This window comes from Andreprevotia lacus DSM 23236, from assembly GCF_900176275.1.
Lineage (GTDB): Bacteria > Pseudomonadota > Gammaproteobacteria > Burkholderiales > Chitinibacteraceae > Andreprevotia > Andreprevotia lacus.
Map to the genome: position 1 here is coordinate 18,186 of NZ_FWXD01000025.1, position 21,018 is coordinate 39,203.

The following is a 21,018-nucleotide window of genomic DNA, read 5'->3' on the forward strand; positions in this document are numbered from 1 at the left end:
AGCCAAGCCCATGCCTGTCGCCCTGCCGCACCTTGCCGTGGATCACTGCTAGTGCGCAGAGACTGACCATGCTGCTGGAAATCTTCTCCACCATCCTCGCCACGCTGGCGGCGCTGCTGCCTATTGCCAACCCCCTGTTTGCCGTCACCATCCTGCCGGGGCTGACGGCCCATCTGTCCGAGGAAGAACGCAGAAAACAGGTGCAGCGCGCGTGCTATTACATGGCCGGCATCCTGATCACCTTTTTGCTGGCCGGCGCGCTGATCATGGATTTCTTCAGCATTTCCATTCCCGGCCTGCGCATTGCCGGCGGGCTGGTGGTGGCTTATATCGGCTTCACCATGCTGTTTCCGCACGAGGGCGGCAGCCTGACCGACGCCGCGCAGGCCGAGGCGGTATCGAGGCGCGATATCTCGTTCACGCCGCTGGCCATGCCCTCGCTGTCCGGCCCCGGCTCGATCGCGGTGGTGATTTCGCTCTCGTCCGGCGTGCACAGCCAGATCGGCGGGCTGCCGGTGTGGCTGGGCTATGCAGCGGTCAGCACCGGCATCCTGATCACCGCCTGGCTGTCGTGGATGACGTTGCGTGCCTCGACGCGGCTGTACCGCTTTCTGGGCGAGAACGGCATCAACGCCATTTCGCGCATCATGGGCTTTTTGCTGATCTGCATCGGCGTGCAGTTCCTCATCAACGGCGCCAGCGACCTGCTGCACGATCCGGCGTTCATGCCGCAGCGCAGCAACTGATTTCATCGGCATTGCATCAAGGTCGCCGTAGAATTACGCATATATTCCATAAAACCATTGCGGAGGCACGCCGCGCTGCGGCACTGTGCAGGCATGAGCAGCCTCAAGACCAAGATCACCCTGTGCGCCGCAGTGCTCAGCATTGCCGTGGTCCTGTCCTTGGGCTTTGCGCAACTGCACCTGATACGCAACAAGGTGGGCGAGGTACTGGCCAGCCAGCAATACGGCCTGGCCAGCACCGCTGCGCATAACCTCGACCAGCGCCTGCAACTCACGCAAAGCATGCTCGCCGGCGTGGCCGAGCTGCTCAGCCAGCAACTGGCCGCCGGCAAGGTCGACTACAACCAATTCCTGCACGAACGCCCGGCACTGGCTGCCACCTTCGACGACGTGATGATATTCGCCCCCGATGGCCAGCTGCTGGGGCGCAATCCCCTGCCGGATGCCCCCCCGGTCAGCGATATCGCCACCCTCGCCCATTTCCGTCAGACGCTGGGCAGCAACAAACCCGTCATCTCCGCCCCCTACCTTGCCGGGGCTGCACGCATCCCGCAGATCATGTTCACCGCACCGGTACGTGATCGGCAAGGCAGGCTGCTGGCGGTGATAGGCTGCAGCTTCAACCTGCTCAAACCCAACCTGATCGGAGCCATCGGCCAGAGCCGTATCGGCAAGACCGGCTACCTGTTCCTGATGACGGGGAGTGGCACCATCATCAGCCACCCGGATGCGGGCACACTGCTGCGCAACGTCGACTCGTTCACGCAGGCAGCCCCCAACGTCGCCGCGCAGGGGCTGCAACAAGCGGATGGCACGCACGAAGGCCCGGGGCTGGATGGCGGCAGCGTGCTGGCCAGTTTTGCGCGCATGCAACAGGCCAACTGGCGGATGGTGGCCGTGTTGCCCACCGGAGAAGCCTATGCACCGATACGCGAGGCCCAACAGCGCCTGATCATCGCGCTTGCCGCCGCCAGCCTGGTGGCGCTGCTGGGCGCGTGGTTGCTGATGCGCTGGCTGATGACCCCGCTGCTGCAATTGCGTGACGGCATCACCCGCCAGCACGCCGCATTGGGCGCTTATGAGCCCATTGCCCTGCCGGACAGGCAGGACGAAATCGGCGCGGTGGCAGAAGCCTTCAACAAGCTGATGGCCGATCAGGTCCACATGCAGGACGCGCTGTTTGCCGAAAAGGAAAGGCTGCAAATCACCCTGCGCGCCATCAGTGACCCGGTGCTGACCACAGACGCGCAGGGGCGCATCGACTACCTGAACCCGGCTGCCGAACGGCTGACCGGCTGGATGCTGCACGACGCACGCGGCAAGGACTTCATCACTGTTGCACCGTTGCAGGACGAGGTGCACGGGGAGGCGGTCGATTCCCCCGCCCAGCTGGCGCTGCAGCAAAACCGCGCCCTTATGCTGGAGGGCCATGCGCTGCCGCGCCGCAATGATGGCGCACTGCTGGCAGTCGATACCTCGGCCGCGCCCATCCACGACGCCGAAGGCCGCATCGTCGGCATCGTGCTGGTGTTGCAGGATGTCACCCACCGCCGCCAGATCGCCCGGCAGGTGAAATGGGAAGCCAGCCACGATGCACTGACCGGCCTGCCCAACCGGCGCGAGTTTGAGGCCCAGATGGCCGATGCGGTCACGCGCGCGCGCCGCAACGGCGACCTTGCTGCGCTGCTGCTGATTGACCTTGACCAGTTCAAGCCCGTCAACGATCTGGGTGGACACGCGGCGGGCGATGCCTTGCTGGTGCAGATTGCCCGTTTGATGGCCGCACAGGTGCGCTCGCGCGATGTGGTGGCGCGCCTGGGCGGGGATGAGTTTGCCGTGCTGCTGAACGACTGTGCGCCAGAAAAGGCCGCGCAGGTGGCCGAAAAGCTGCGGCTGGCCGTCGCGGCGCAACCCTTTGTGTGCGAGGCCAGAAGCTACGCGGTCACCACCAGTATCGGCATTGCAACGATCAGCCAGGACAGCGCCTCCACCGATGCGCTGCGCCACGCCGATCAGGCCTGCTACGCCGCCAAGGCGGCCGGCCGCAACCGCGTGATGGTGTACCGTGAGGACGCCATGCCGACCACCAGCACGCCCGTGCCAGCCGGCAGCATCGCAGAAGGGCTGGAGCGCGATGCCGACGAGGCCGCGCAAGACTGAATCCGGCTCAAGCGCCAGCCAGCACCTTCGACACCACATCCCTCACCACCGCCGGCACATCCGGCTGCAGGCAATCGATTTCCTGCACGTCATCCATGCCGCGCAGCCAGGTGAGCTGGCGCTTGCATAGCTGCCGCGTGGCAGCCAGGCCTTTGTCGCGCATTTCCGCCTCGCTCACCAGGCCATCAAGGTATTCCCACGCCTGGCGATAGCCCACACAACGCATCGACGGCAGGTCGAGCGACAAGGTATAGCGTTCGCGCAGCCGCGCCACCTCGTCCAGCAGGCCATTTTGCAGCATCAAGTCAAAGCGCTGCTCGATGCGAGCATGCAACGCGGCGCGGTCGGACGGCACCAGCGCGATCTTGCTCAGTGCATAGGGCAGCGGATCGCTGGCCGGCTGGGCCAGCAGTTCGGACATCGGCCGCCCCGCCAGCAGGCAGATTTCCAGTGCGCGCTCGATACGCTGCTGGTCGTTAGGTGCCAGCCGGGCCGCCGTCGCCGGGTCCAGCCCCGCCAGCTTTGCGTGCATGCCCGGCCAGCCGATCTGGTCGGCCTCAGCATGCAGGCTGGCGCGCAGCGCAGCATCGGCCTGCGGCAGGTCGTGTATGCCGTGCTGCAAGGTGTTGTAGTAGAGCATGGTGCCCCCCACCAGCACCGGCACCTTGCCGCGCGCGGTGATATCCGCCATCAACGCCAGTGCATCGCTGCGAAACTGCGCGGCGGAATAGCTCTGCTCGGGGCTGATGATGTCGATCAGGTGATGCGGCGCGCGCGCCAGTTCGGCGGCATCTGGTTTGGCAGTACCGATGTCCATGTCGCGGAATACCAGCGCCGAATCGACCGAAATCAGCTCGACCGGCAAGCCGGCCTCGACCAGTGCGATGGCGCTGGCGGTCTTGCCCGATGCGGTCGGGCCCATCAGGAAAACTGCCGGGGACAAGGTAGTCATCGGGATACTCGTTGCATCAGCCAGTTGGCGCCCAGGCCGCTGGCAATCGCAATCAGGATGGCAACGGGCGCAGCCCATGCATTCAGGTGCACGGCCAGTGGCGCCAGACAGATCAGGCTGGCGCCCATGCCGACCAGACCGATCAGGAAACCGCGCATCTGCAGCAACACGGCATTGCTGCCGGCACCGGCCATGGTGAAGGCTGGCAACACCGTCGCCACCACCGGGCTGGGCGCCAGCAGGCCGGTCAGCCCGGGGCCGAGCAATTGCGTCAGCCCGGTCAGCACCGTCACCAAGAGGAAGGCCGCCAGCATGCGCGCCAGCAGCTCGACGCGCGGCAGCGGCATCAGCCGTGGTGCCGCCTTGGGTGCGGGCAGCAGATAGCGGGCCGCCAGCAGCAGCGATGGCAACACCAGCAGCCCCCACAGCAGGCTGCGTTCGATGCCAGCCCATACCACCAGCAGCGCAACTGCCGCATAAGCAAACCAGCCACACAGCAGTATGCCCAGCCAGCCCCAGCGCTGGCCATCAAAACGGATGGACGCGTAGCCCACCGCCAGCATGTAAACCAGATTGCCCCACAGGCCCACCGGCGAGGCGCTGGCCACCTGGGTGGCATAGTCCTGGCCATATTGCAGCCACAGAGCAGCAATGACGCAGCTGGAAATCAGTGGCATGCCACCCAGCAGGCCGGCCACGCCCGGCCCCCAGCGCTTGCCGGCCAGACTGGCCAGACCAATCACAGCCGGCCCGGCAAACAGCTTGACCAGCATCGCACTGTTCATCACTGCCCCCGCATGAAGAGGCCGTCCAGCTCTTTCATGCTCAAGCGGAACCAGGTCGGCCGGCCGTGGTTGCACTGGCCGGAGCGCTCGGTGGCTTCCATTTCACGCAGCAGCGCATTCATCTCGGTGATGGTCAGCGCCCGGTTGGCGCGTACCGCACCATGGCAAGCCATGGTGGCCAGCAATTCGTTGCGCCGGCCGGTAAGCACCTGGCTCATGCCGACCTCGCGGATATCCTGCAGCACCGATTTGGCCAGCTCGACCGCATCGGCATCCTTGAGCAGCAGCGGCACGCCGCGTACCGCCAGTTGCGTGGGCGACGTGGCCGACAGATCGAAGCCGATCTGCCGCAGTGCCTCCTGATGGTCTTCCACCGTCGCCACGTCCAGCCGGTCTGCCGCAAACACATGCGGGATCAGCAAGGGCTGCATCGGCATGTGGTCCAGATCGAGCGCGGTCTTGAGTTTTTCGTACACCACGCGCTCGTGCGCGGCATGCATGTCGACCACGATCAGCCCCTCGGCCGCCTGCGCCAGCACATACACGCCATGCAGCTGTGCAATGGCAAAGCCCAGCGGCGGAATGCCGTCGCGGTCGGCCGGCATGGTGGTCTGCACCGGATTGGGGGCAAAACCGGTGGCAATGAAGGGGGCGATGTCGGCCGCTGCACTGGCTTGCGCACCTGCTGTGGCAGGATCACGCCGCAGGTCGCCAAACATGCGCTCGTACAGCGCCAGCGGCTCGTTGGCCACCGGCAGCGGCATGGGCTGCTGGCGATAGGCGCCGCGCGCGGCCAGATCGGCATAGCTTTGCGGGGTAGCGGGCGTAGCGGCGGTGTATTGCGCCGATGCAGCCAGTACCTCGCCGGTTTCCGGGTCCACGCCGGCCGGCACTGCGCCCGCCTTGGTGGCCGACAGCGCGCGTGTCAGGCTGGTGAGCAGGAAGCGGTAAATGGCACCGCTCTCGCGGAAACGCACCTCGATTTTGGTCGGGTGCACGTTTACGTCCACGCCCTCCGGCTCCAGCTCAAGGAACAAACAATAGGCCGAATGGCGGTCATGGTGCAGCACGTCGCGGTAGGCCTCGCGCAGCGCATGCTGGATCACCTTGTCGCGCACGAAGCGGCCATTGACGAAGAAATACTGTGCATCGCGGCTGCTCTTGCCCAAGGTGGGCGAGCCGGCCAGCCCCCACAGGCGCAGCGGGCCGGCGCGTTCGTCGATGGCGACGGCAGACTGCACGAACTCGTCGCCCAGCACGGCGGCGCAGCGCTTGTGCACGTCGCCACGCATCAGCCGCAGCGAGGCACGGCCGTTGTGGCTGAGCGTGAATTGCTTGTCCGGGTTGGCCAGCGCCAGCCGGTTGACCATTTCGGCGCAGTGCGCGAACTCGGTGCTGTCCGACTTGAGGAATTTGCGGCGGGCCGGCAGCTGGTAATACAGGTCATGCACTTCGATGCTGGTGCCCAGCGCCAACGCGGCCGGCTCGGCATCAGACAGCCGGCCATGATCGGCCTCGACCCGCCACGCATGCGCGCCACCATCGAAACGGCTGGTGAGCACCAGCCGCGACACCGACGCAATCGACGCCAGCCCTTCACCGCGAAAGCCCAGGGTGCCAACGCGCTGCAAGTCATCGAAATCCTTGATCTTGCTGGTGGCGTGCCGGTGCAGCGCCAGCGCCAGATCGTCCTTCTCGATGCCGATGCCGTCGTCGATCACCTTGATCAACTTGGTGCCGCCCGCCATCAGTTCGATGTTCAGGCTTTGCGCCCCCGCATCGATGCTGTTTTCCAGCAATTCCTTGAGCGCATTGGCCGGCCGCTCGACCACCTCGCCGGCGGCGATCTGGTTGACGAGGGTATCGGAAAGGACCTGGATACGGGGCATGGCAAGGCCGGGAGCAAAACGCCGATTATACCCCCGGTGGCAACGCCTGCATGGCCCGTGCGGGCCTTATGGCATTACTGCTGGCTGCGCCGCAGCTCCCACCACGAATGCAGGCCGGCCAGCACGATCAGCACCGCTGCGATGCCGCCGGTCAGCGCCTCGGGGATATGCCAGCGGGCCGACAGCAGCATCACCAGCGCCAGCGCACCGATGGCCCAGAATGCGCCATGCTCCAGATACTTGAGCGTGGACAAGGTACCCTTTTCGACCAGCAACAGGGTGAACGAGCGCACGAACATCGCGCCGATGCCGAGGCCGATGGCGATCAGGAAGATATTGGTGGTCAGTGCAAACGCGCCCAGCACACCGTCGAACGAGAACGAGGCATCGAGCAGCTCCAGATAGATGAAACCGCTCCAGCCGGTCTTGGCGGCAGCACCTTCATCACCGATCAGGTCGCCCAGACCATCGACCACGCTGTGCGCGATCACGCCCCACAGGCCGGCCACCAGAAACGGCATGGCATCCTCGGCCGGCAACAGGCGCACCACAGCCAGCAGCACGATCAGGGTGACCAGCAACGCGCTCATCTGCAAACGGCCCAGCCGCACCAGCACTTTTTCCACCGGCACGAACCAGTGTTCATCCTTGTTGTGGTCGAGGAAAAAATTCAGGAACACCAGCAGCAAAAAGGCGCCCCCGAAAGCGGTCACGCTGATGTGTGCCGATTGCAAGGTACTGGCGTATTCATGCGGGCGGGCAATCGCCATCGAGAGCACATCGTGCCCGGCCCACTGGCCGCTGCTGATCCAGTCCCACAGCGCCACCGGCCCCGGCAAGGGAGCCACGCCGGCGATGACGGCAACGATGACAAGCGGAAACACGATGCGCATGCCGAATACCGCCACCAGCATGCCCCAGAGCAGGAAACGCTTGCGCCATTTCTCATCCCAATCCTTGAGCACCGAGGCATTCACGACGGCGTTGTCGAAACTGAGGCTGGTTTCCAGCAGCGCCAGGTTGAACGCCAGCCAGATGCCGGTCACGCCGCCGATGGCGCCGGCCAGCGCCAAGCCAACCGCAGTGACGATGAAGGAGTCGCGAAAGTAGTGAAACATGGCAGTTTTCCGATCAGCGGTCGCACATTATGCCGCATACGGCCTACCGCTTGTCGCTGGGCGACCGATACTGAGTTTGTAAGTTTAAAGCTGTAAAGGGACACGGCGCCCATGCCCTACGACCGAAGTCTTGATCATCGCGAACTGGCCGGGCTAGGCACGGCCTACAAGGATGTCATCCGTGACCACCTGATCGCCATTCCGCTCACCGAAGAGCTGGACGGCGACGAAATGACGACTCTGATCGGCTTTGTACGCGCTTACAGGATTCCGGGCGACGAAGTGCTGTTCAACGAGGGCGATGCAGCCGGCTATCTGGGCATCGTCATCAGCGGCCGCATGCGCGTGACCAAGCGCAACCTGGCCGGCGAAGCGCGCGAGCTGTATGTGATGGGGCCAGGCAAGGTATTCGGCGAAATGGCCATTCTGGATCAGGAGCCACGCTCGGCCACGCTCACTACACTGGAACCCACGCTGATTGCCGTGCTCAGCCGCGACAATTTCTACCGCCTGTGTTCCGAACGCGCCGGGCTGGGCGTGAAGCTGCTGCTCAAGATCAGCCGCGTGCTGTCGCAGCGGCTGCGCCGCATGAGCGGGCAGTTTGTCGACAAGATCTAGCCTGCCGCCAGCTTGGAAGCGCCGCGCAAACGGGCCTATACTGCCCGCATTCTTGCGGCGTCCTGCCGCCTTCCCGTTCGGAGCCTTGCATGAGCAATCCCTACCTCGCCCTCGTCCAGTCCCATGACGCGCTGCTGCAAAAGCAGGATGCCCCGCTGTTTTCCTCGCTGGCCGGCCTGACTGCCAGCGCAGCCACTGGCAGCACCGAAGCGCCCGTCGTGATGATCTTCGCGCCGCACCCGGACGACGAATGCATCATCGGCGCCCTGCCGCTGCGCCTGGGCCGCGAGGCTGGCTTCAAGGTCATCAACGTGGCGGTGACGCAGGGTTCCAACCTCAAGCGCCAGCCGGAACGCTGGGCCGAGCTGAAGAACGCCTGCGATTACCTCGGCTGGGACCTGCTGGAAACCATTCCGGGTGGCCTGATGGGCGTGGGCACCAAGACCCGTGACAGCGACCCGGTGGCCTGGGCCGAAAAGGTCAGCGTGGTGGCCAAGCTGATCGCCGAGCACAAGCCGGCCGTCTGTGTATTCCCGCATGACAACGACTACCACTCGGCCCACATCGGCACCCACTATCTGGTGGTCGATGCGCTGAAAGAAGCCGGCCACGACTGTGTGGTGGCACTGACCGAATTCTGGCGCCAGATGGATGGCCCGAACGCACTCATCGCCACCAACAACACCGACACCGCCGACCTGATCGCCGCGCTGGCCTGCCACGTGGAAGAAGTGCGCCGCAACCCCTACCACCTGCGCCTGCCGGGCTGGATGGCCGACAACGTGCGCCGTGGCGCCGAAGTCTGCGGCGGCCAGGGCGCCGCTGCGCCGACCTTCAGCTTTGGCACCATCTACAAGGTAACGAAGTTTGACGGTGAAAAGCTGCAGGACAGCACGCAGAAGTACACCATCAGCGACAGCGACGACATCAAGGCTGTGCTGGCCTGATCGGGTCACAGCCAGTCAAAAAGGCAGCCTGCGGGCTGCCTTTTTTCATCCCTGCAATCAGCCAGCCTGGCTACTCAGTGTGTTCGACCTGAGGCGGTGCCTTGGCAAAGCCCTCCCTCACCCAGAAAATGGCATAGAGCAGCGCGAACGGCGCCAGCGCAAACGCGACTGGCAGTGTCCAGAGCAGGACCAGACGCAGCCCGTTGACCCACGCCGGGTGCGGCTGGCAAGCCCATGCAACCGGGCCATCTCCCCCCGCGTCACATGACGGTGGTGGCTCCTCACCGGCACGGAACTGGAAGTGGATCGGGCCGAAGCAGACAAGCAACAGCACGGCGCCTATCGCGCCAAGCACGACACCCAGCCTGAGCCAACCCGTCATCGCCCCACCTCGCACCTGTTGCGCGCAGCCAATCTGGCCCCCACCAGGCCATTGCCCACCTGCAACTACACTGTACGACATTCGGATTGACCGTGATGTCCTGCAAACTCGGTCAGGGCTCTACCCCAAGCTGCGATTCGTTGACCAGTGCCACGTCAAACGGTGCCATCGGCGTGCCTTGATGGAAAATCATCTGCCAGCCTTCGCCGGTCTGCAGCCACACGGAGCTGCGGAGCGCATGGCCTGACAGGCTCCCTTCTGCGCCGATATGCGCTGATTTGTAGAGCAACAGGCAAAGCTGCCCGTTTTGCACCTGCAGTTGATAATCCTGCGACCAGACCCGGATCGGCGCGGCGGGCTCCTCTCGAACGAGGTAGTCCATGATCCGGGCCTTGTCATACGCCTGGCCGGAACTGCCGAACTCCACGAAGTCATCGTGCAGCAGCTTGCCAGCAAAGTGGGCATCACCCCGGCGCTCCGGTTGGTGCAGCGCGACTTCGAGTGCTTTCAGCACATCTTTAAGTTCATGCGTTGTCATGGCGTTCTTTCCTGTTCGGCTCCTGCCAGCGTGGTGTGCGACTGAACGGCTGCGGTGCTTCGATTAAGTGTTGCCGGTGGCACACCACCCTGATCCCTTCTGAAGCGTCGAGCAGCACAGCCAGACCCGGATTCAAGGGGAAGGGTGTTTGAGCCCGCAGGGCGAGTTCCTTCCCCGCCGGGGCTGGCGCGCAGCGCAGAGTACCCCGCAGGGGCGCTTTAGCAGGGTCGCCTTCTTTTGCTTCCTTTTCTTGGCGAAGCAAGAAAAGGGAGGCGGCTTGCGGGACGCACTCCCGCCCTAAAACGCCGCGCCGCAGGCGCTAAACCCCGTCTTCGTCAGCCAAGCCTGCAAGGCCCCGCCCCAGCACCATCACCTTCCGCCCCCGCTTCACCTCGGCCACCAGCAACTTGTACACATCCAGATTAAACTCGGGCGCAGACTCGGCCAGCAGTGATGGCAACTCGCTGTCATCGTGCACCGTCCCCAGATACATCCAGCGGTCCAGCACGTGCAGTTGCGGTGCCCATTCCGGGCCTTCGGCAATGCCTATGGGGCCAGAGTATGGCCAGGCAGCGAAGCGGTGCTTGGCCAGCGCCATCAACAGGCGTGCATTGTGCGTGGCCAGCGGTTCGCGGCCGCAGCAGGCGCCACGACATTTGCCCTGGCTGACGGCATTGCAGGCGCCCGCGCCGGCCTTGGGGCGGGCGTCCAGCCCCAGCACTTGCCGGCACAGGCCGTAGCCCTCGGCCAGCTTGTTCAGCAAGCGGGTGACTTCGCGCTTGGCGCGGAAAGGGCCGAACAGCAGCGCGCCGCCGGCGGACAGATCGACATCCTCGGCTGGGCTGACCTGCGACACGAGGCTGCCATCGCGCTCGATCAGACGCAGAAAGCACGGCGCATGCTCGGCACGCGTTTGCGGATTCAGGCGCGGCCGCAGTTGCTGCAGCCAGCGCGCTTCCAGCAATAACGCCCCCAGCTCGCCCGGGCATTCCTGCGCATCGACACGTGCCACGTCCTGCCGCAGCGCCTCGCCATAGCCCTGCCCCTTGCGTGCGCCGCTGAGCTGCGCCAGCACGCCCTTGTACAGATTGTTGTGGCGATCGACATACAACGCGGCGCCGGCCGCGTCGTAATACGCCACCACGCCCGGCCCTTCGGGCAATTCGTCGATGCGGGCCGGATCGATAGCGGCGGGCAGCGGCGGCTGGCGAGTCAACTCGTCGATGGCGGCATGGACGTGCGTGTGGCCATGCTCGCGCAAGGCCACGTCGAGAAATTGTTGTAGCAGCTCGGCATCCGTCAGCGCACGGTGGCGGCCGCCGGAGAGTTGCAGGCCGTGGCGCGCAATCAAGGCATCCAGGCTGTGCTTGTATTGATCGGGGTAAAGCGCGCGCGACAGCTTGACGGTGCACAGCACCGATGCACGAAAAGCAAGCCCCAGCCGTTTGAATTCAGCACGCAAGAAGCCGTAGTCGAAGCGTGCGTTGTGTGCGACAAATACCCGCCCCTGCAACAGCGGCAGCACTTCATCCACCAGCGCGGCAAACGCCGGCGCATCGGCCACCATGGCGTCATCGATGCCGGTGAGCTGCTGGATGAAGGCCGGAATGGCGCGCTGCGGATTGACCAGGCTGGACCAGGTGCGCACGCCTGCCTCGTCGATCTGCACGATGCCGATTTCGGTAATGCGGTCACGCTCGGGATTGGCGCCGGTGGTTTCCAGATCCACCAGCACCAGCGGCGCGCTGTAATAGGCATTCATGCCGCGCCGCTCAGTCCTTCACGAAGCGATAGCACTGGTGGATGCGCTTGTTGCGGAAATCTTCCGGCACCGATTGGGCAGAAATGTCGGCACACAAGGGTTCCAGCATTTCATCCAGCTTGAAACGGCGATAGTTGGTGGAGAAATACAGCACGCCGCCCGGATTGAGCAGCTCCAGCGCCGATTCGACCAGAAAGCGGTGATCGCGCTGCACGTCGAGGATGCCGGCCATTTTCTTGGAGTTGGAAAACGATGGCGGATCGAGCACGATCAGGTCGAATTTTTCCAGCTGATGGCCGGTCTGCGCAAAGAACTGGAACACGTCGGCGCGGATGCGCTCGTGCTGCGGCGTATCAAGGCCGTTGATTTCCAGATTGCGCCGCGCCCATTCCAGATAGGTATTGGACATGTCGACCGACACGCTGGAGCGCGCCCCGCCAGCAGCGGCATGCACGGTAAACGCCCCCGTATAGCAGAACAGGTTCAGGAAGCGCTTGCCAGCTGCCTCGGCCCGCACGGTACGCCGCGTGTTGCGGTGATCGAGAAACAGTCCGGTGTCGAGATAGGCATCGAGGTTGACGATGAACTTGATGCCGTCTTCCTCAACGATGAACTCTTCGCCATCGTGGCCGGTTTTCTCGTACTGCGCATCGCCACGCTGGCGATTGCGGATTTTCAGCGCCACCAGGTCTTCGGGGATGCCCAACACCTCGCCGGTGGCATACCAGATGTCGGCCAGCCAGGCTTCGTGGTCTTCCTCGGTCTCGACCCAGCCGGTGCGCACTTCCTGCAGATGGATGCGGCCGTTGTACCAATCGACGATGACCGGGAACTCGGGCACGTCGCGGTCGTACAGGCGATAGGCCTGGGTATTCTGGCGGCGCGCCCACTTGGCCCAGTGCTTGGCGTTCTTGGCGAGGCGGTTTTTATAGTCTTGCAAGTTGGCCATGGCGGCAGGTCTTTGAATCAAACCGCTATTTTACAGCGGCAGCCGCCAGAGCCGCTAAATTTCGGTGCCGGAGGCGCGCCAGCCCAGCAGGCGACGGAACACCGGCTCGGGCACGTATTTGCCAACCACCATTTCCCAGCCATCCGGCCCCACCAGCCCCTTGACCATGGTCGAGCTGATTTCGGCGATTTCACGCGGCGGCATCAGGAACACGGTATCGACGTGCGGCGCCAGATCGGCGTTCACGTAGCGCATCTTGCGCTCGAATTCGTAGTCGGCCGCTTCACGGATGCCGCGCAGGATGAAATCGGCGTTCTGCTCGCGCGCGTAATCCACCAGAAAACGGTTCTGGAAGCTCTCGACACGCAGATTGCGCAAATGCGCCGTGGTTTCACGCAGCATGGCCAGCCGTTCGTCCACGCTGAAGGTGTATTTCTTGTCGGGATTCTCGCCGATGGCGACAATCATCTCATCGAACAGCCGCACGCCATGTTCGAGCATCCACAGATGCCCGTTGGTCACCGGGTCGAAACTGCCTGCATAAACACCACGCCGCATTGTGCCTGCTCGAAGCGATAGAATTGGCTGTCACTATACCATTGCAAGCTGCCGGAATTGTGCAGCGCACATGGCCGGATTTGTATGTGAGCACCCGCTCATTTAAGATGCCCGGACAACACTAGACGGGGAGGAGACCCATCGTGCTGCGCCTATCCTTGTTAAGTCCCCTGCTGGCCTGCCTGAGCCTTGTCGTTGCCACGGCACAGGCCGATATCGTGATCGGCCAATCCGTGCCGACCACCGGCGTAGCGGCAGGCACCGGCAAGGCGCTGGCGCTGGGCGCCTCGCTGTATTTCGGCCGCATCAATGCCGGCGGCGGTCTCTTCGGCGAGCCGATCGACCACCAGGTGCTGGACGACGGCTACGACCCCAAGCGTACCGTGGCCAACACGCAAGAGCTGGTCGAGAAAAAAGGCGCACTGGCGCTGGTGTCCTACTACGGCACGGCCACTACGCTGGAGCTGATCAAATCCAAGGTGCTGGATAACGCTGGCGTGCCGCTGGTCGGCGTGCATAGCGGCGCAGAAGCCGTGCGCAACCCGGGTGACCCGTTCATTTTCCAGACCCGTGCCAGCTACAAGCAGGAAATCGACCGGCTGGTGCAACTGCTGGCCGGCAATCTGGGCGTAACCCGCATTGCCGTGGTGGCACAGCAGGATGCCTATGGTCAGTCGGGTGTCGATGCGCTCAAGGCAGCGCTGCAAAAACGCAACCTGACACTGACCGGTGAATACTGGTATGACCGTGCCACCGGTGACACCACCAAGGCTGCGCAGGAAGCCGCCAAACTGAACCCGGAGGCCGTGGTGCTGGTGGCCATTTCCAAGCCGGCGGGCACCTTCATCAAAAAATTCAAGGAGCTGGGCGGCACCTCGCAGCTGTATGGCCTGTCGCCGATCCAGTTCGAGGAAGTGATTGCCAATATCGGCAAGAAATACGCGCACGGCCTGGGTATCTCGCAGGTCTATCCCTACCCTGGCAACGCACAGATGAAGTTCATCCGCGAATTCCAGCAGGACACCGATGCGGTGCTGCGCTCGGGTGACTACCCCAGCTATGCGGTATTCGAGGGCTATCTGTCGGCCAAACTGGTGGTGGATGCAATCAAGCGTGCTGGTAAAGCGCCGACCCGTGCGGGCGTCTACAACGCGCTGACGCAGATGCACCGCTATGACCTCGGTGGCTTCGTGATCAACTTCGACGAAAAGAACCGCCTGGGCAGCAAGTTCATCGACCTGACGATGATTTCCCCCACAGGGACACTAACACGCTGATCTCGTCCCTGCAGAAAAGCCAGCGCCTTGAGCTGGCTTTTTTGTTGCATATGCCACCGACCCGCTGACAATACATTGACCATTCAAACCCACCCTGCCTAAGATATTCGCACCTATTTATCGGGATACGGAAAGATGAGCGACAACCAAACGCCAGCCCCAAAATCTGCCAACGACGTCAACAACACCATTGTGTTGATCTGGGTGCTCACTATTTTCTTCGGCTTCATTCCTTCACTGATCTTCTATCTGACCCAGAAAGACGATGCGCGCGTACAGGATCAAGCCAAGGAAGCCCTCAACTGGTCGATTACGGCTACCATCGGCTATTTCGCAGGCGCCATCACCAGCTTCATCCTGATCGGTTTGCTGATCCTGCCGGTGATCGGCCTGGCCCACCTGATTTTCTGCATCCTGGGCGCCGTCAACGGCCCCAAGACAGAAAATTTCCGCGTACCGTTCGCGCTGCGTCTGATCAAATAACAAGAGCTGGAAACCAATCAAATGACCGAAAAACGCATTCTCCCCGCCTTTTTGCTGTGCTTCTTTCTGGGCACCTTTGGCGCACACCGTTTCTACGTTGGCAAGATCGGCACTGCACTGCTGCAGATCGTAACCCTGGGTGGCCTTGGCATCTGGGTGCTGATTGACTTCATCATGATCGTGATCGGCAGCTTTACCGACAAGCAGGGCAACAAGATCACACAGTGGACCTGATCGGCGCGTGAGACAGCAAAAAGGCGACCTCAGGGTCGCCTTTTTGCTTGCCTGCCGCAACAAGCCCTAAGAAGAAAAGAAATCTTTCACCTTGTCCATGAAGGACTTGGCGCGCGGGTTGTGCTTGCCCGGTTCGCCCTGGCTGATCTCCTCGAACTCCTTGAGCAGTTCTTTCTGGCGGCTGGTCAGGCTGACCGGCGTTTCCAGCACCACGTGGCACATCAGATCACCGGTAATCGCGCTGCGCACACCCTTGATGCCCTTGCCGCGCAGGCGGAACACCTGGCCGGTTTGTGTGCCGGCCGGGATGGAGATGCGCGCCTTGTTGTCCAGCGTCGGAATCTCGATCTCGCCACCCAGCGCTGCCACGGTGATGCTGATCGGCATTTCGCAATGCAGATCGTTGCCCTCACGCTGGAATACGCTGTGCGCCTTCAGGTGCACCACCACATACAGATCACCCGGCGGGCCGCCGTTCACGCCCGGCTCACCCTCGCCCGACAGGCGGATACGATCACCCTCGTCCACGCCGGCCGGAATCTTCACTGCCAGCGTCTTGTGGGTCTGGATGCGGCCGGTGCCGCTGCACGGGCGGCACGGGTCGGGAATGTACTTGCCGGAGCCGTGGCAGGTCGGGCAGGTTTGCTGGATGCTGAAGAAGCCTTGCGATACACGCACCTGGCCATGACCGCCACAGGTGTGGCAGGTCTTGGCCTCGGTACCTGGCTTGGCGCCGCTGCCGTGGCAGGTGCCACATTCTTCGTGCGACGGAATCTTGATCTGCTTTTCAATGCCGCGCGCGGCCTCTTCCAGCGTGATCTCCATGTTGTAGCGCAGGTCGGCACCGCGATAGACGTTGGAACGCCCGCCACGCTGGCCGCCACCGAAAATGTCGCCAAAGATGTCCGAGAACGCATCGGAGAAGCCGCCACCGCCAAAGCCGCCACCACCGCCCATCCCCGCCTGCGGATCGACACCGGCATGGCCGTATTGATCGTATGCAGCGCGTTTCTGCGCGTCGGAGAGGATCTCGTAGGCCTCCTTGATCTCCTTGAACTTGGCTTCGGCATCCTTGCTGTCCGGATTGCGGTCCGGGTGGTACTTCATTGCCAGCTTGCGATACGCTTTTTTGATGTCGTCTTCGCTGGCATCGGCGTTCACGCCCAGCAATTCGTAAAAGTCTTTTTTTGCCATGATCTTTACCTAAGCAAAAAGGCACAACGGCCCGCCTGTGCGGACCGCAGTGCCTTTCCGTTGCCGATTACTTGCTGTCTTTGACTTCAGTGAACTCGGCATCGACGACGTTGCCGTCATCCTGCTTGACTTCGCCACCTGCTGGCTGCGCACCGGCGTCACCGCCTTGTTGCGCATACATTTGTTCGGCCAGCTTGTGCGATGCGGTCATCAGTGCCTCGGTCTTGGCTTCGATGACTTCCTTGTCGTCGCCCTTCACCACTGCTTCCAGCTCTTTCAGTGCGGTTTCGATGGAGGCCTTTTCATCGGCAGCGATCTTGTCACCGAATTCGGTCAGCGACTTCTTGACCGAGTGGATCATTGCATCGCCCTGGTTGCGTGCGCCCACCAGTTCGGACAGCTTCTTGTCCTCTTCGGCGTTCAGCTCGGCATCCTTCACCATGCGGTTGATTTCGTCTTCCGACAGACCCGACGAAGCCTGGATGGTGATGCGGCTTTCCTTGCCGGTCGCCTTGTCCTTGGCACCGACGTGCAGGATGCCGTTGGCGTCGATGTCGAAGGTCACTTCGATCTGCGGCACGCCACGCGGCGCAGCAGGGATGTCGCCCAGGTTGAACTGGCCCAGGCTCTTGTTGGCCGCCGCCTTTTCACGCTCGCCCTGCAGCACGTGGATGGTCACGGCGCTCTGGTTGTCATCAGCGGTGGAGAACACTTGCGACGCCTTGGTCGGAATCGTGGTGTTCTTCTGGATCAGCTTGGTCATGATGCCACCCAGCGTTTCGATACCCAGGCTCAGCGGTGTTACGTCCAGCAGCAGCACGTCCTTGCGGTCGCCTGACAGTACCGAACCCTGAATGGCGGCGCCAACGGCCACGGCTTCGTCCGGGTTCACGTCACGGCGCGCTTCCTGGCCGAAGAATTCCTTCACCTTTTCCATGACCTTGGGCATGCGGGTCTGACCGCCGACCAGGATCACGTCCTGGATGTCGGTGACTTTCAGGCCGGCATCCTTCAGTGCCACGCGGCACGGCTCGATCGAGCGCTCGATCAGGTCTTCCACCAGCGACTCGAACTTGGCGCGGGTAATCTTCAGCACCAGGTGCTTCGGACCGGTGGCGTCCATGGTCACGTAAGGCAGGTTGATTTCGGTCTGCGTGGCCGACGACAGCTCGATCTTGGCCTTTTCAGCAGCTTCCTTCAGGCGTTGCAGCGCCATCACGTCGTTCTTGAGGTTGATGCCCTGCTCTTTCTGGAATTCGCTGATGATGTAGTCGATCAGGCGCTGGTCGAAGTCTTCGCCGCCCAGGAAAGTGTCGCCATTGGTGGCCAGCACTTCGAATTGCTTGTCGCCATCGACATCGGCAATTTCGATGATGGAGATATCGAACGTACCGCCGCCGAGGTCATACACGGCGATCTTGGAATCGCCCTTCTCGTGCTTGTCCATGCCGAACGCCAGTGCAGCGGCGGTCGGTTCGTTGATGATGCGCTTCACGTCCAGACCAGCGATGCGGCCAGCATCCTTGGTGGCCTGGCGCTGGCTGTCGTTGAAGTAGGCCGGTACGGTAATCACGGCTTCGGTCACTTCTTCACCGAGGTAGTCTTCGGCGGTCTTTTTCATCTTGCGCAGCACTTCGGCGCTGATTTGCGGCGGCGCCATTTTCTTGTCGCGCACAGACACCCATGCGTCACCGTTGTCGGCCTTGACGATGCTGTACGGCATCAGATCGATGTCTTTCTGCACTTCCTTGTCGGTGAACTTGCGGCCGATCAGGCGCTTCACCGCGTACAGCGTATTCTTCGGATTGGTGACCGCCTGACGCTTGGCCGGGGCGCCAACCAGGATTTCGCCGTCTTCCTGATATGCAATGATGGACGGGGTGGTGCGGGTGCCTTCGGCATTCTCGATCACCTTGGGCTGGCCGTTTTCAATCACCGACACACACGAGTTGGTCGTGCCGAGGTCAATACCAATAATCTTAGCCATGTCTGATTTCCTTTTTGATTCAACCCGTTGCCGTAGCCAACAGGTGTTTGTTCAATAACCTTGATGGGAAAGTGGGGATGTCGGCGATCATTTCAAGCCGGTGACATCATCCCGCCATCATTTATTTCGGCGCAGCCACGATCACCATGGCCGGGCGCAGCACGCGACCGGACAGCGCGGCACCGCGTTGCAGCACGCGTACGACGGTGTTGGCCTCCTGTTCGGACGGCTCCATCGAGATGGCCTGATGCAGGTGCGGGTCGAGCTTGTCGCCAATGGCCGGTGCGATATCGGTCAGTTCGAACTTCTCGAACGCGGACACCAGCGCCTTGTGGGTGAGGTCTACACCCATCTTCAGCGCCTCGAAATTACCGGTATTGTCCAGCTGCGCCATTTCCAGCGCGTCTTTTACCGACAACAGCTCGCGGGCGAATTTCTCCACCGCGAACTTGCGGGCCTTGTCGTTTTCCTCGGCCGCGCGACGGCGGACATTATCCATTTCGGCCTTGGCGTACAGCACGTCCTGACGGGCCTTGTCGAGGTCAGCCAGGGCATTGGCCAGCTGATCATCCACGGCCGGCGTTTCCACGCCTTCGCCTGCCACTGTGTCTACAGCGCTCACATCGTCGAGGTTGCTGTCGTTTTGAATCGGGTCGTTGCTCATGTCATTACCTCGTGAAATCCGGGTCAGCGGCTAAAGTGGGGATGGCAGCAGGGTTTTCAAGGGATCAGGCGGCGAGTTTGCGCAAATCGGACCAGCAAGCGCCGCAGACTGCGCGGATGCAACAAAACACCAACAAAATGAAAGCATGGCGAAAGCAGGCGTCTGCCCGTTGCAATGCCGTCGGGACAGCACTGCGCCGCACCGCAGCAACACGCGCAAGGCATTGAATAAAAAGCATTTTATTTCAAAAAATCCGCCCAACGTCAAAATACGGATTATCCCCAAGTTGTAGTTATAAAATTACGACTACAAACTGATGGTGCAACGCAAAATTTTCTGCAGCGCAACAGGAACAACACCAAAACCATCATCCAAATGGCCGCAAAGCCAATACCGTAGCGGGAGAACGCCATGAGCACTCGAGAACAACGTATCGCAGCACTGGAACGCGACTGGCGTGAAAACCCGCGTTGGAAGGGCGTCAAGCGGGCCTATTCGCCGGCCGATGTTGAAAGACTGCGCGGCACACTACACATCGAGCATACGCTGGCCCGCCGCGGTGCGGACAAGCTGTGGAAGCTGATGCACGACCTGCCCTATGTGCACGCGCTGGGCGCACTCACCGGCAATATGGCCATGCAGCAGGTGAAGGCCGGCCTGAAGGCCATCTACCTGTCGGGCTGGCAGGTGGCGGCCGATGCCAACATCGCTGGCGAAATGTACCCGGACCAATCGCTGTATCCGGCCAACTCGGTGCCGCTGGTCGTGCGCCGCATCAACAATGCCTTCCAGCGCGCGGACCAGATCCACCATGCCGAGGGCGATGACAGCATCGACTTCTACGCCCCCATCGTAGCCGATGCCGAAGCCGGCTTTGGCGGCGTGCTGAATGCCTTCGAGCTGATGAAGGCCATGATCGAAGCCGGCGCCGCCGGTGTGCACTTTGAAGACCAGCTGGCCTCGGTGAAGAAGTGCGGCCACATGGGCGGCAAGGTACTGGTGCCGACCCGCGAAGCCGTCGAAAAGCTGACCGCAGCCCGCCTCGCTGCCGACGTGCTGGGCGTGCCGACCATCCTGATCGCCCGCACCGATGCCGAAGCCGCCGACCTGATCACCAGCGACGTGGACGACAACGACAAGCCCTTCTGTACCGGCGAGCGCACACCGGAAGGCTTCTTCCGCACCGTGCCGGGGCTGGAGCAAGCCATTTCGCGCGGCCTGGCCTATGCCCCCTATGCCGACCTGATCTGGTGTGAAACCGGCAAGCCGGACCTCGCGTATGCCAAGGCTTTTGCCGAAGCCATCCACGCCGAATACCCGGACAAGATGCTGGCCTACAATTGCTCGCCCAGCTTCAACTGGAAGAAGAACCTGGACGACGCCACCATCGCCAAGTTCCAGCGCGAGCTGGGTGCCATGGGCTACAAGTTCCAGTTCATCACGCTGGCCGGCTTCCATGCGCTCAACTACGGCATGTTCAACCTGGCGCACGGCTATGCCCGCAACGGCATGACGGCCTTCGTCGAACTGCAGCAGGCCGAGTTCGCCGCTGCCGACAAGGGCTTTACCGCCGTCAAGCACCAGCGCGAGGTTGGCACCGGCTATTTCGACTCGGTAACGCAAGTAATCCAGCAAGGCCAGTCGAGCACGACCGCGCTGAGCGGCTCGACCGAGGAAGAGCAGTTCCACTGAGCACGCGCTGCATGGGCGCCAATCAGGCCGCCTTCAGTTCCGTACCAGACCACGCAACACCGGCCGCGGCGCCCACAAGGCGC

At 62.5% G+C, this 21,018-nt stretch carries 20 protein-coding genes; 8 read left to right on the forward strand and 12 right to left on the reverse strand.

All coding sequences use genetic code 11. The features are described 5' to 3' along the window. Positions 1-68 precede the first annotated feature (68 nt). Positions 69-746 carry a MarC family NAAT transporter gene (locus B9A19_RS17020; protein ID WP_084092363.1) on the forward strand — a complete coding sequence of 226 codons (678 nt, stop codon included), beginning with the start codon at positions 69-71 and terminating at the stop codon, positions 744-746. A 93-nt stretch (positions 747-839) separates the two neighbouring features. Continuing rightward, positions 840-2,906, forward strand: a complete 2,067-nt coding sequence (locus tag B9A19_RS17025; RefSeq protein WP_084092364.1) for a diguanylate cyclase — start codon at positions 840-842, stop codon at positions 2,904-2,906. 7 nt (positions 2,907-2,913) lie between these two features. Here B9A19_RS17025 and miaA read toward each other — a convergent pair whose 3' ends face one another. The 4 genes from miaA to B9A19_RS17045 form a co-directional block, all read right to left on the reverse strand. After that, positions 2,914-3,858: a tRNA (adenosine(37)-N6)-dimethylallyltransferase MiaA gene (miaA, locus tag B9A19_RS17030; protein ID WP_084092365.1), complete on the reverse strand. Its 945-nt coding sequence runs from the start codon at positions 3,856-3,858 to the stop codon at positions 2,914-2,916. Next, complete coding sequence (locus tag B9A19_RS17035) at positions 3,855-4,643, reverse strand: hypothetical protein (RefSeq protein WP_084092366.1); 789 nt, start codon at positions 4,641-4,643, stop codon at positions 3,855-3,857. The genes miaA and B9A19_RS17035 overlap by 4 nt, the downstream gene beginning before the upstream one ends. Further along, positions 4,643-6,532, reverse strand: a complete 1,890-nt coding sequence (gene mutL, locus B9A19_RS17040) for a DNA mismatch repair endonuclease MutL (RefSeq protein WP_084092367.1) — start codon at positions 6,530-6,532, stop codon at positions 4,643-4,645. The genes B9A19_RS17035 and mutL overlap by 1 nt, the downstream gene beginning before the upstream one ends. A gap of 74 nt (positions 6,533-6,606) precedes the next feature. Further along, complete coding sequence (locus tag B9A19_RS17045) at positions 6,607-7,650, reverse strand: DUF475 domain-containing protein (RefSeq protein ID WP_084092368.1); 1,044 nt, start codon at positions 7,648-7,650, stop codon at positions 6,607-6,609. A 111-nt stretch (positions 7,651-7,761) separates the two neighbouring features. On the opposite strand from B9A19_RS17045, the gene B9A19_RS17050 reads away from it, so the two are divergent. Continuing rightward, entirely contained in the window at positions 7,762-8,268 is a 507-nt protein-coding gene (locus B9A19_RS17050; RefSeq protein ID WP_084092369.1) for a Crp/Fnr family transcriptional regulator, read from the forward strand. A gap of 89 nt (positions 8,269-8,357) precedes the next feature. After that, positions 8,358-9,215: a PIG-L deacetylase family protein gene (locus B9A19_RS17055; protein ID WP_084092370.1), complete on the forward strand. Its 858-nt coding sequence runs from the start codon at positions 8,358-8,360 to the stop codon at positions 9,213-9,215. A 70-nt stretch (positions 9,216-9,285) separates the two neighbouring features. Here B9A19_RS17055 and B9A19_RS17060 read toward each other — a convergent pair whose 3' ends face one another. From B9A19_RS17060 to coaD, 5 genes are all read right to left on the reverse strand, one after another. Next, positions 9,286-9,597 (reverse strand): hypothetical protein, encoded by a 312-nt coding sequence (locus B9A19_RS17060; protein WP_139798931.1) that lies wholly within the window; start codon positions 9,595-9,597, stop codon positions 9,286-9,288. Between the two features lie 112 nt (positions 9,598-9,709). After that, positions 9,710-10,135, reverse strand: coding sequence for a nuclear transport factor 2 family protein (locus tag B9A19_RS17065; RefSeq protein WP_084092372.1), 426 nt, complete (start codon positions 10,133-10,135; stop codon positions 9,710-9,712). A gap of 319 nt (positions 10,136-10,454) precedes the next feature. Next, positions 10,455-11,897 carry an exonuclease domain-containing protein gene (locus B9A19_RS17070; protein ID WP_084092373.1) on the reverse strand — a complete coding sequence of 481 codons (1,443 nt, stop codon included), beginning with the start codon at positions 11,895-11,897 and terminating at the stop codon, positions 10,455-10,457. A 10-nt stretch (positions 11,898-11,907) separates the two neighbouring features. Next, the gene (locus B9A19_RS17075; RefSeq protein WP_084092374.1) at positions 11,908-12,846 is read right to left on the reverse strand and encodes a class I SAM-dependent methyltransferase; all 939 of its coding nucleotides are present in this window, start codon (positions 12,844-12,846) and stop codon (positions 11,908-11,910) included. Positions 12,847-12,900: 54 nt separating this feature from the next. Continuing rightward, entirely contained in the window at positions 12,901-13,404 is a 504-nt protein-coding gene (coaD, locus tag B9A19_RS17080) for a pantetheine-phosphate adenylyltransferase (protein ID WP_084092375.1), read from the reverse strand. 143 nt (positions 13,405-13,547) lie between these two features. Here coaD and B9A19_RS17085 point away from each other — a divergent pair, with 143 nt between their 5' ends. From B9A19_RS17085 to B9A19_RS17095, 3 genes are all read left to right on the forward strand, one after another. Further along, positions 13,548-14,681: an ABC transporter substrate-binding protein gene (locus tag B9A19_RS17085; RefSeq protein ID WP_176216992.1), complete on the forward strand. Its 1,134-nt coding sequence runs from the start codon at positions 13,548-13,550 to the stop codon at positions 14,679-14,681. Between the two features lie 135 nt (positions 14,682-14,816). Then, complete coding sequence (locus tag B9A19_RS17090) at positions 14,817-15,164, forward strand: DUF4870 domain-containing protein (protein WP_084092377.1); 348 nt, start codon at positions 14,817-14,819, stop codon at positions 15,162-15,164. Positions 15,165-15,185: 21 nt separating this feature from the next. Then, positions 15,186-15,398, forward strand: coding sequence for a TM2 domain-containing protein (locus tag B9A19_RS17095; protein ID WP_084092378.1), 213 nt, complete (start codon positions 15,186-15,188; stop codon positions 15,396-15,398). A 66-nt stretch (positions 15,399-15,464) separates the two neighbouring features. Here B9A19_RS17095 and dnaJ read toward each other — a convergent pair whose 3' ends face one another. The 3 genes from dnaJ to grpE form a co-directional block, all read right to left on the reverse strand. Then, complete coding sequence (gene dnaJ, locus B9A19_RS17100; protein WP_084092379.1) at positions 15,465-16,592, reverse strand: molecular chaperone DnaJ; 1,128 nt, start codon at positions 16,590-16,592, stop codon at positions 15,465-15,467. A 67-nt stretch (positions 16,593-16,659) separates the two neighbouring features. After that, entirely contained in the window at positions 16,660-18,579 is a 1,920-nt protein-coding gene (gene dnaK / locus B9A19_RS17105) for a molecular chaperone DnaK (RefSeq protein ID WP_084092380.1), read from the reverse strand. Positions 18,580-18,700: 121 nt separating this feature from the next. After that, entirely contained in the window at positions 18,701-19,243 is a 543-nt protein-coding gene (grpE, locus tag B9A19_RS17110; protein WP_084092381.1) for a nucleotide exchange factor GrpE, read from the reverse strand. A gap of 411 nt (positions 19,244-19,654) precedes the next feature. Between grpE and aceA the strand changes: the two genes are divergently transcribed. Further along, positions 19,655-20,935 carry an isocitrate lyase gene (aceA, locus tag B9A19_RS17115; RefSeq protein ID WP_084092382.1) on the forward strand — a complete coding sequence of 427 codons (1,281 nt, stop codon included), beginning with the start codon at positions 19,655-19,657 and terminating at the stop codon, positions 20,933-20,935. The last annotated feature ends 83 nt before the right edge of the window (positions 20,936-21,018 follow it).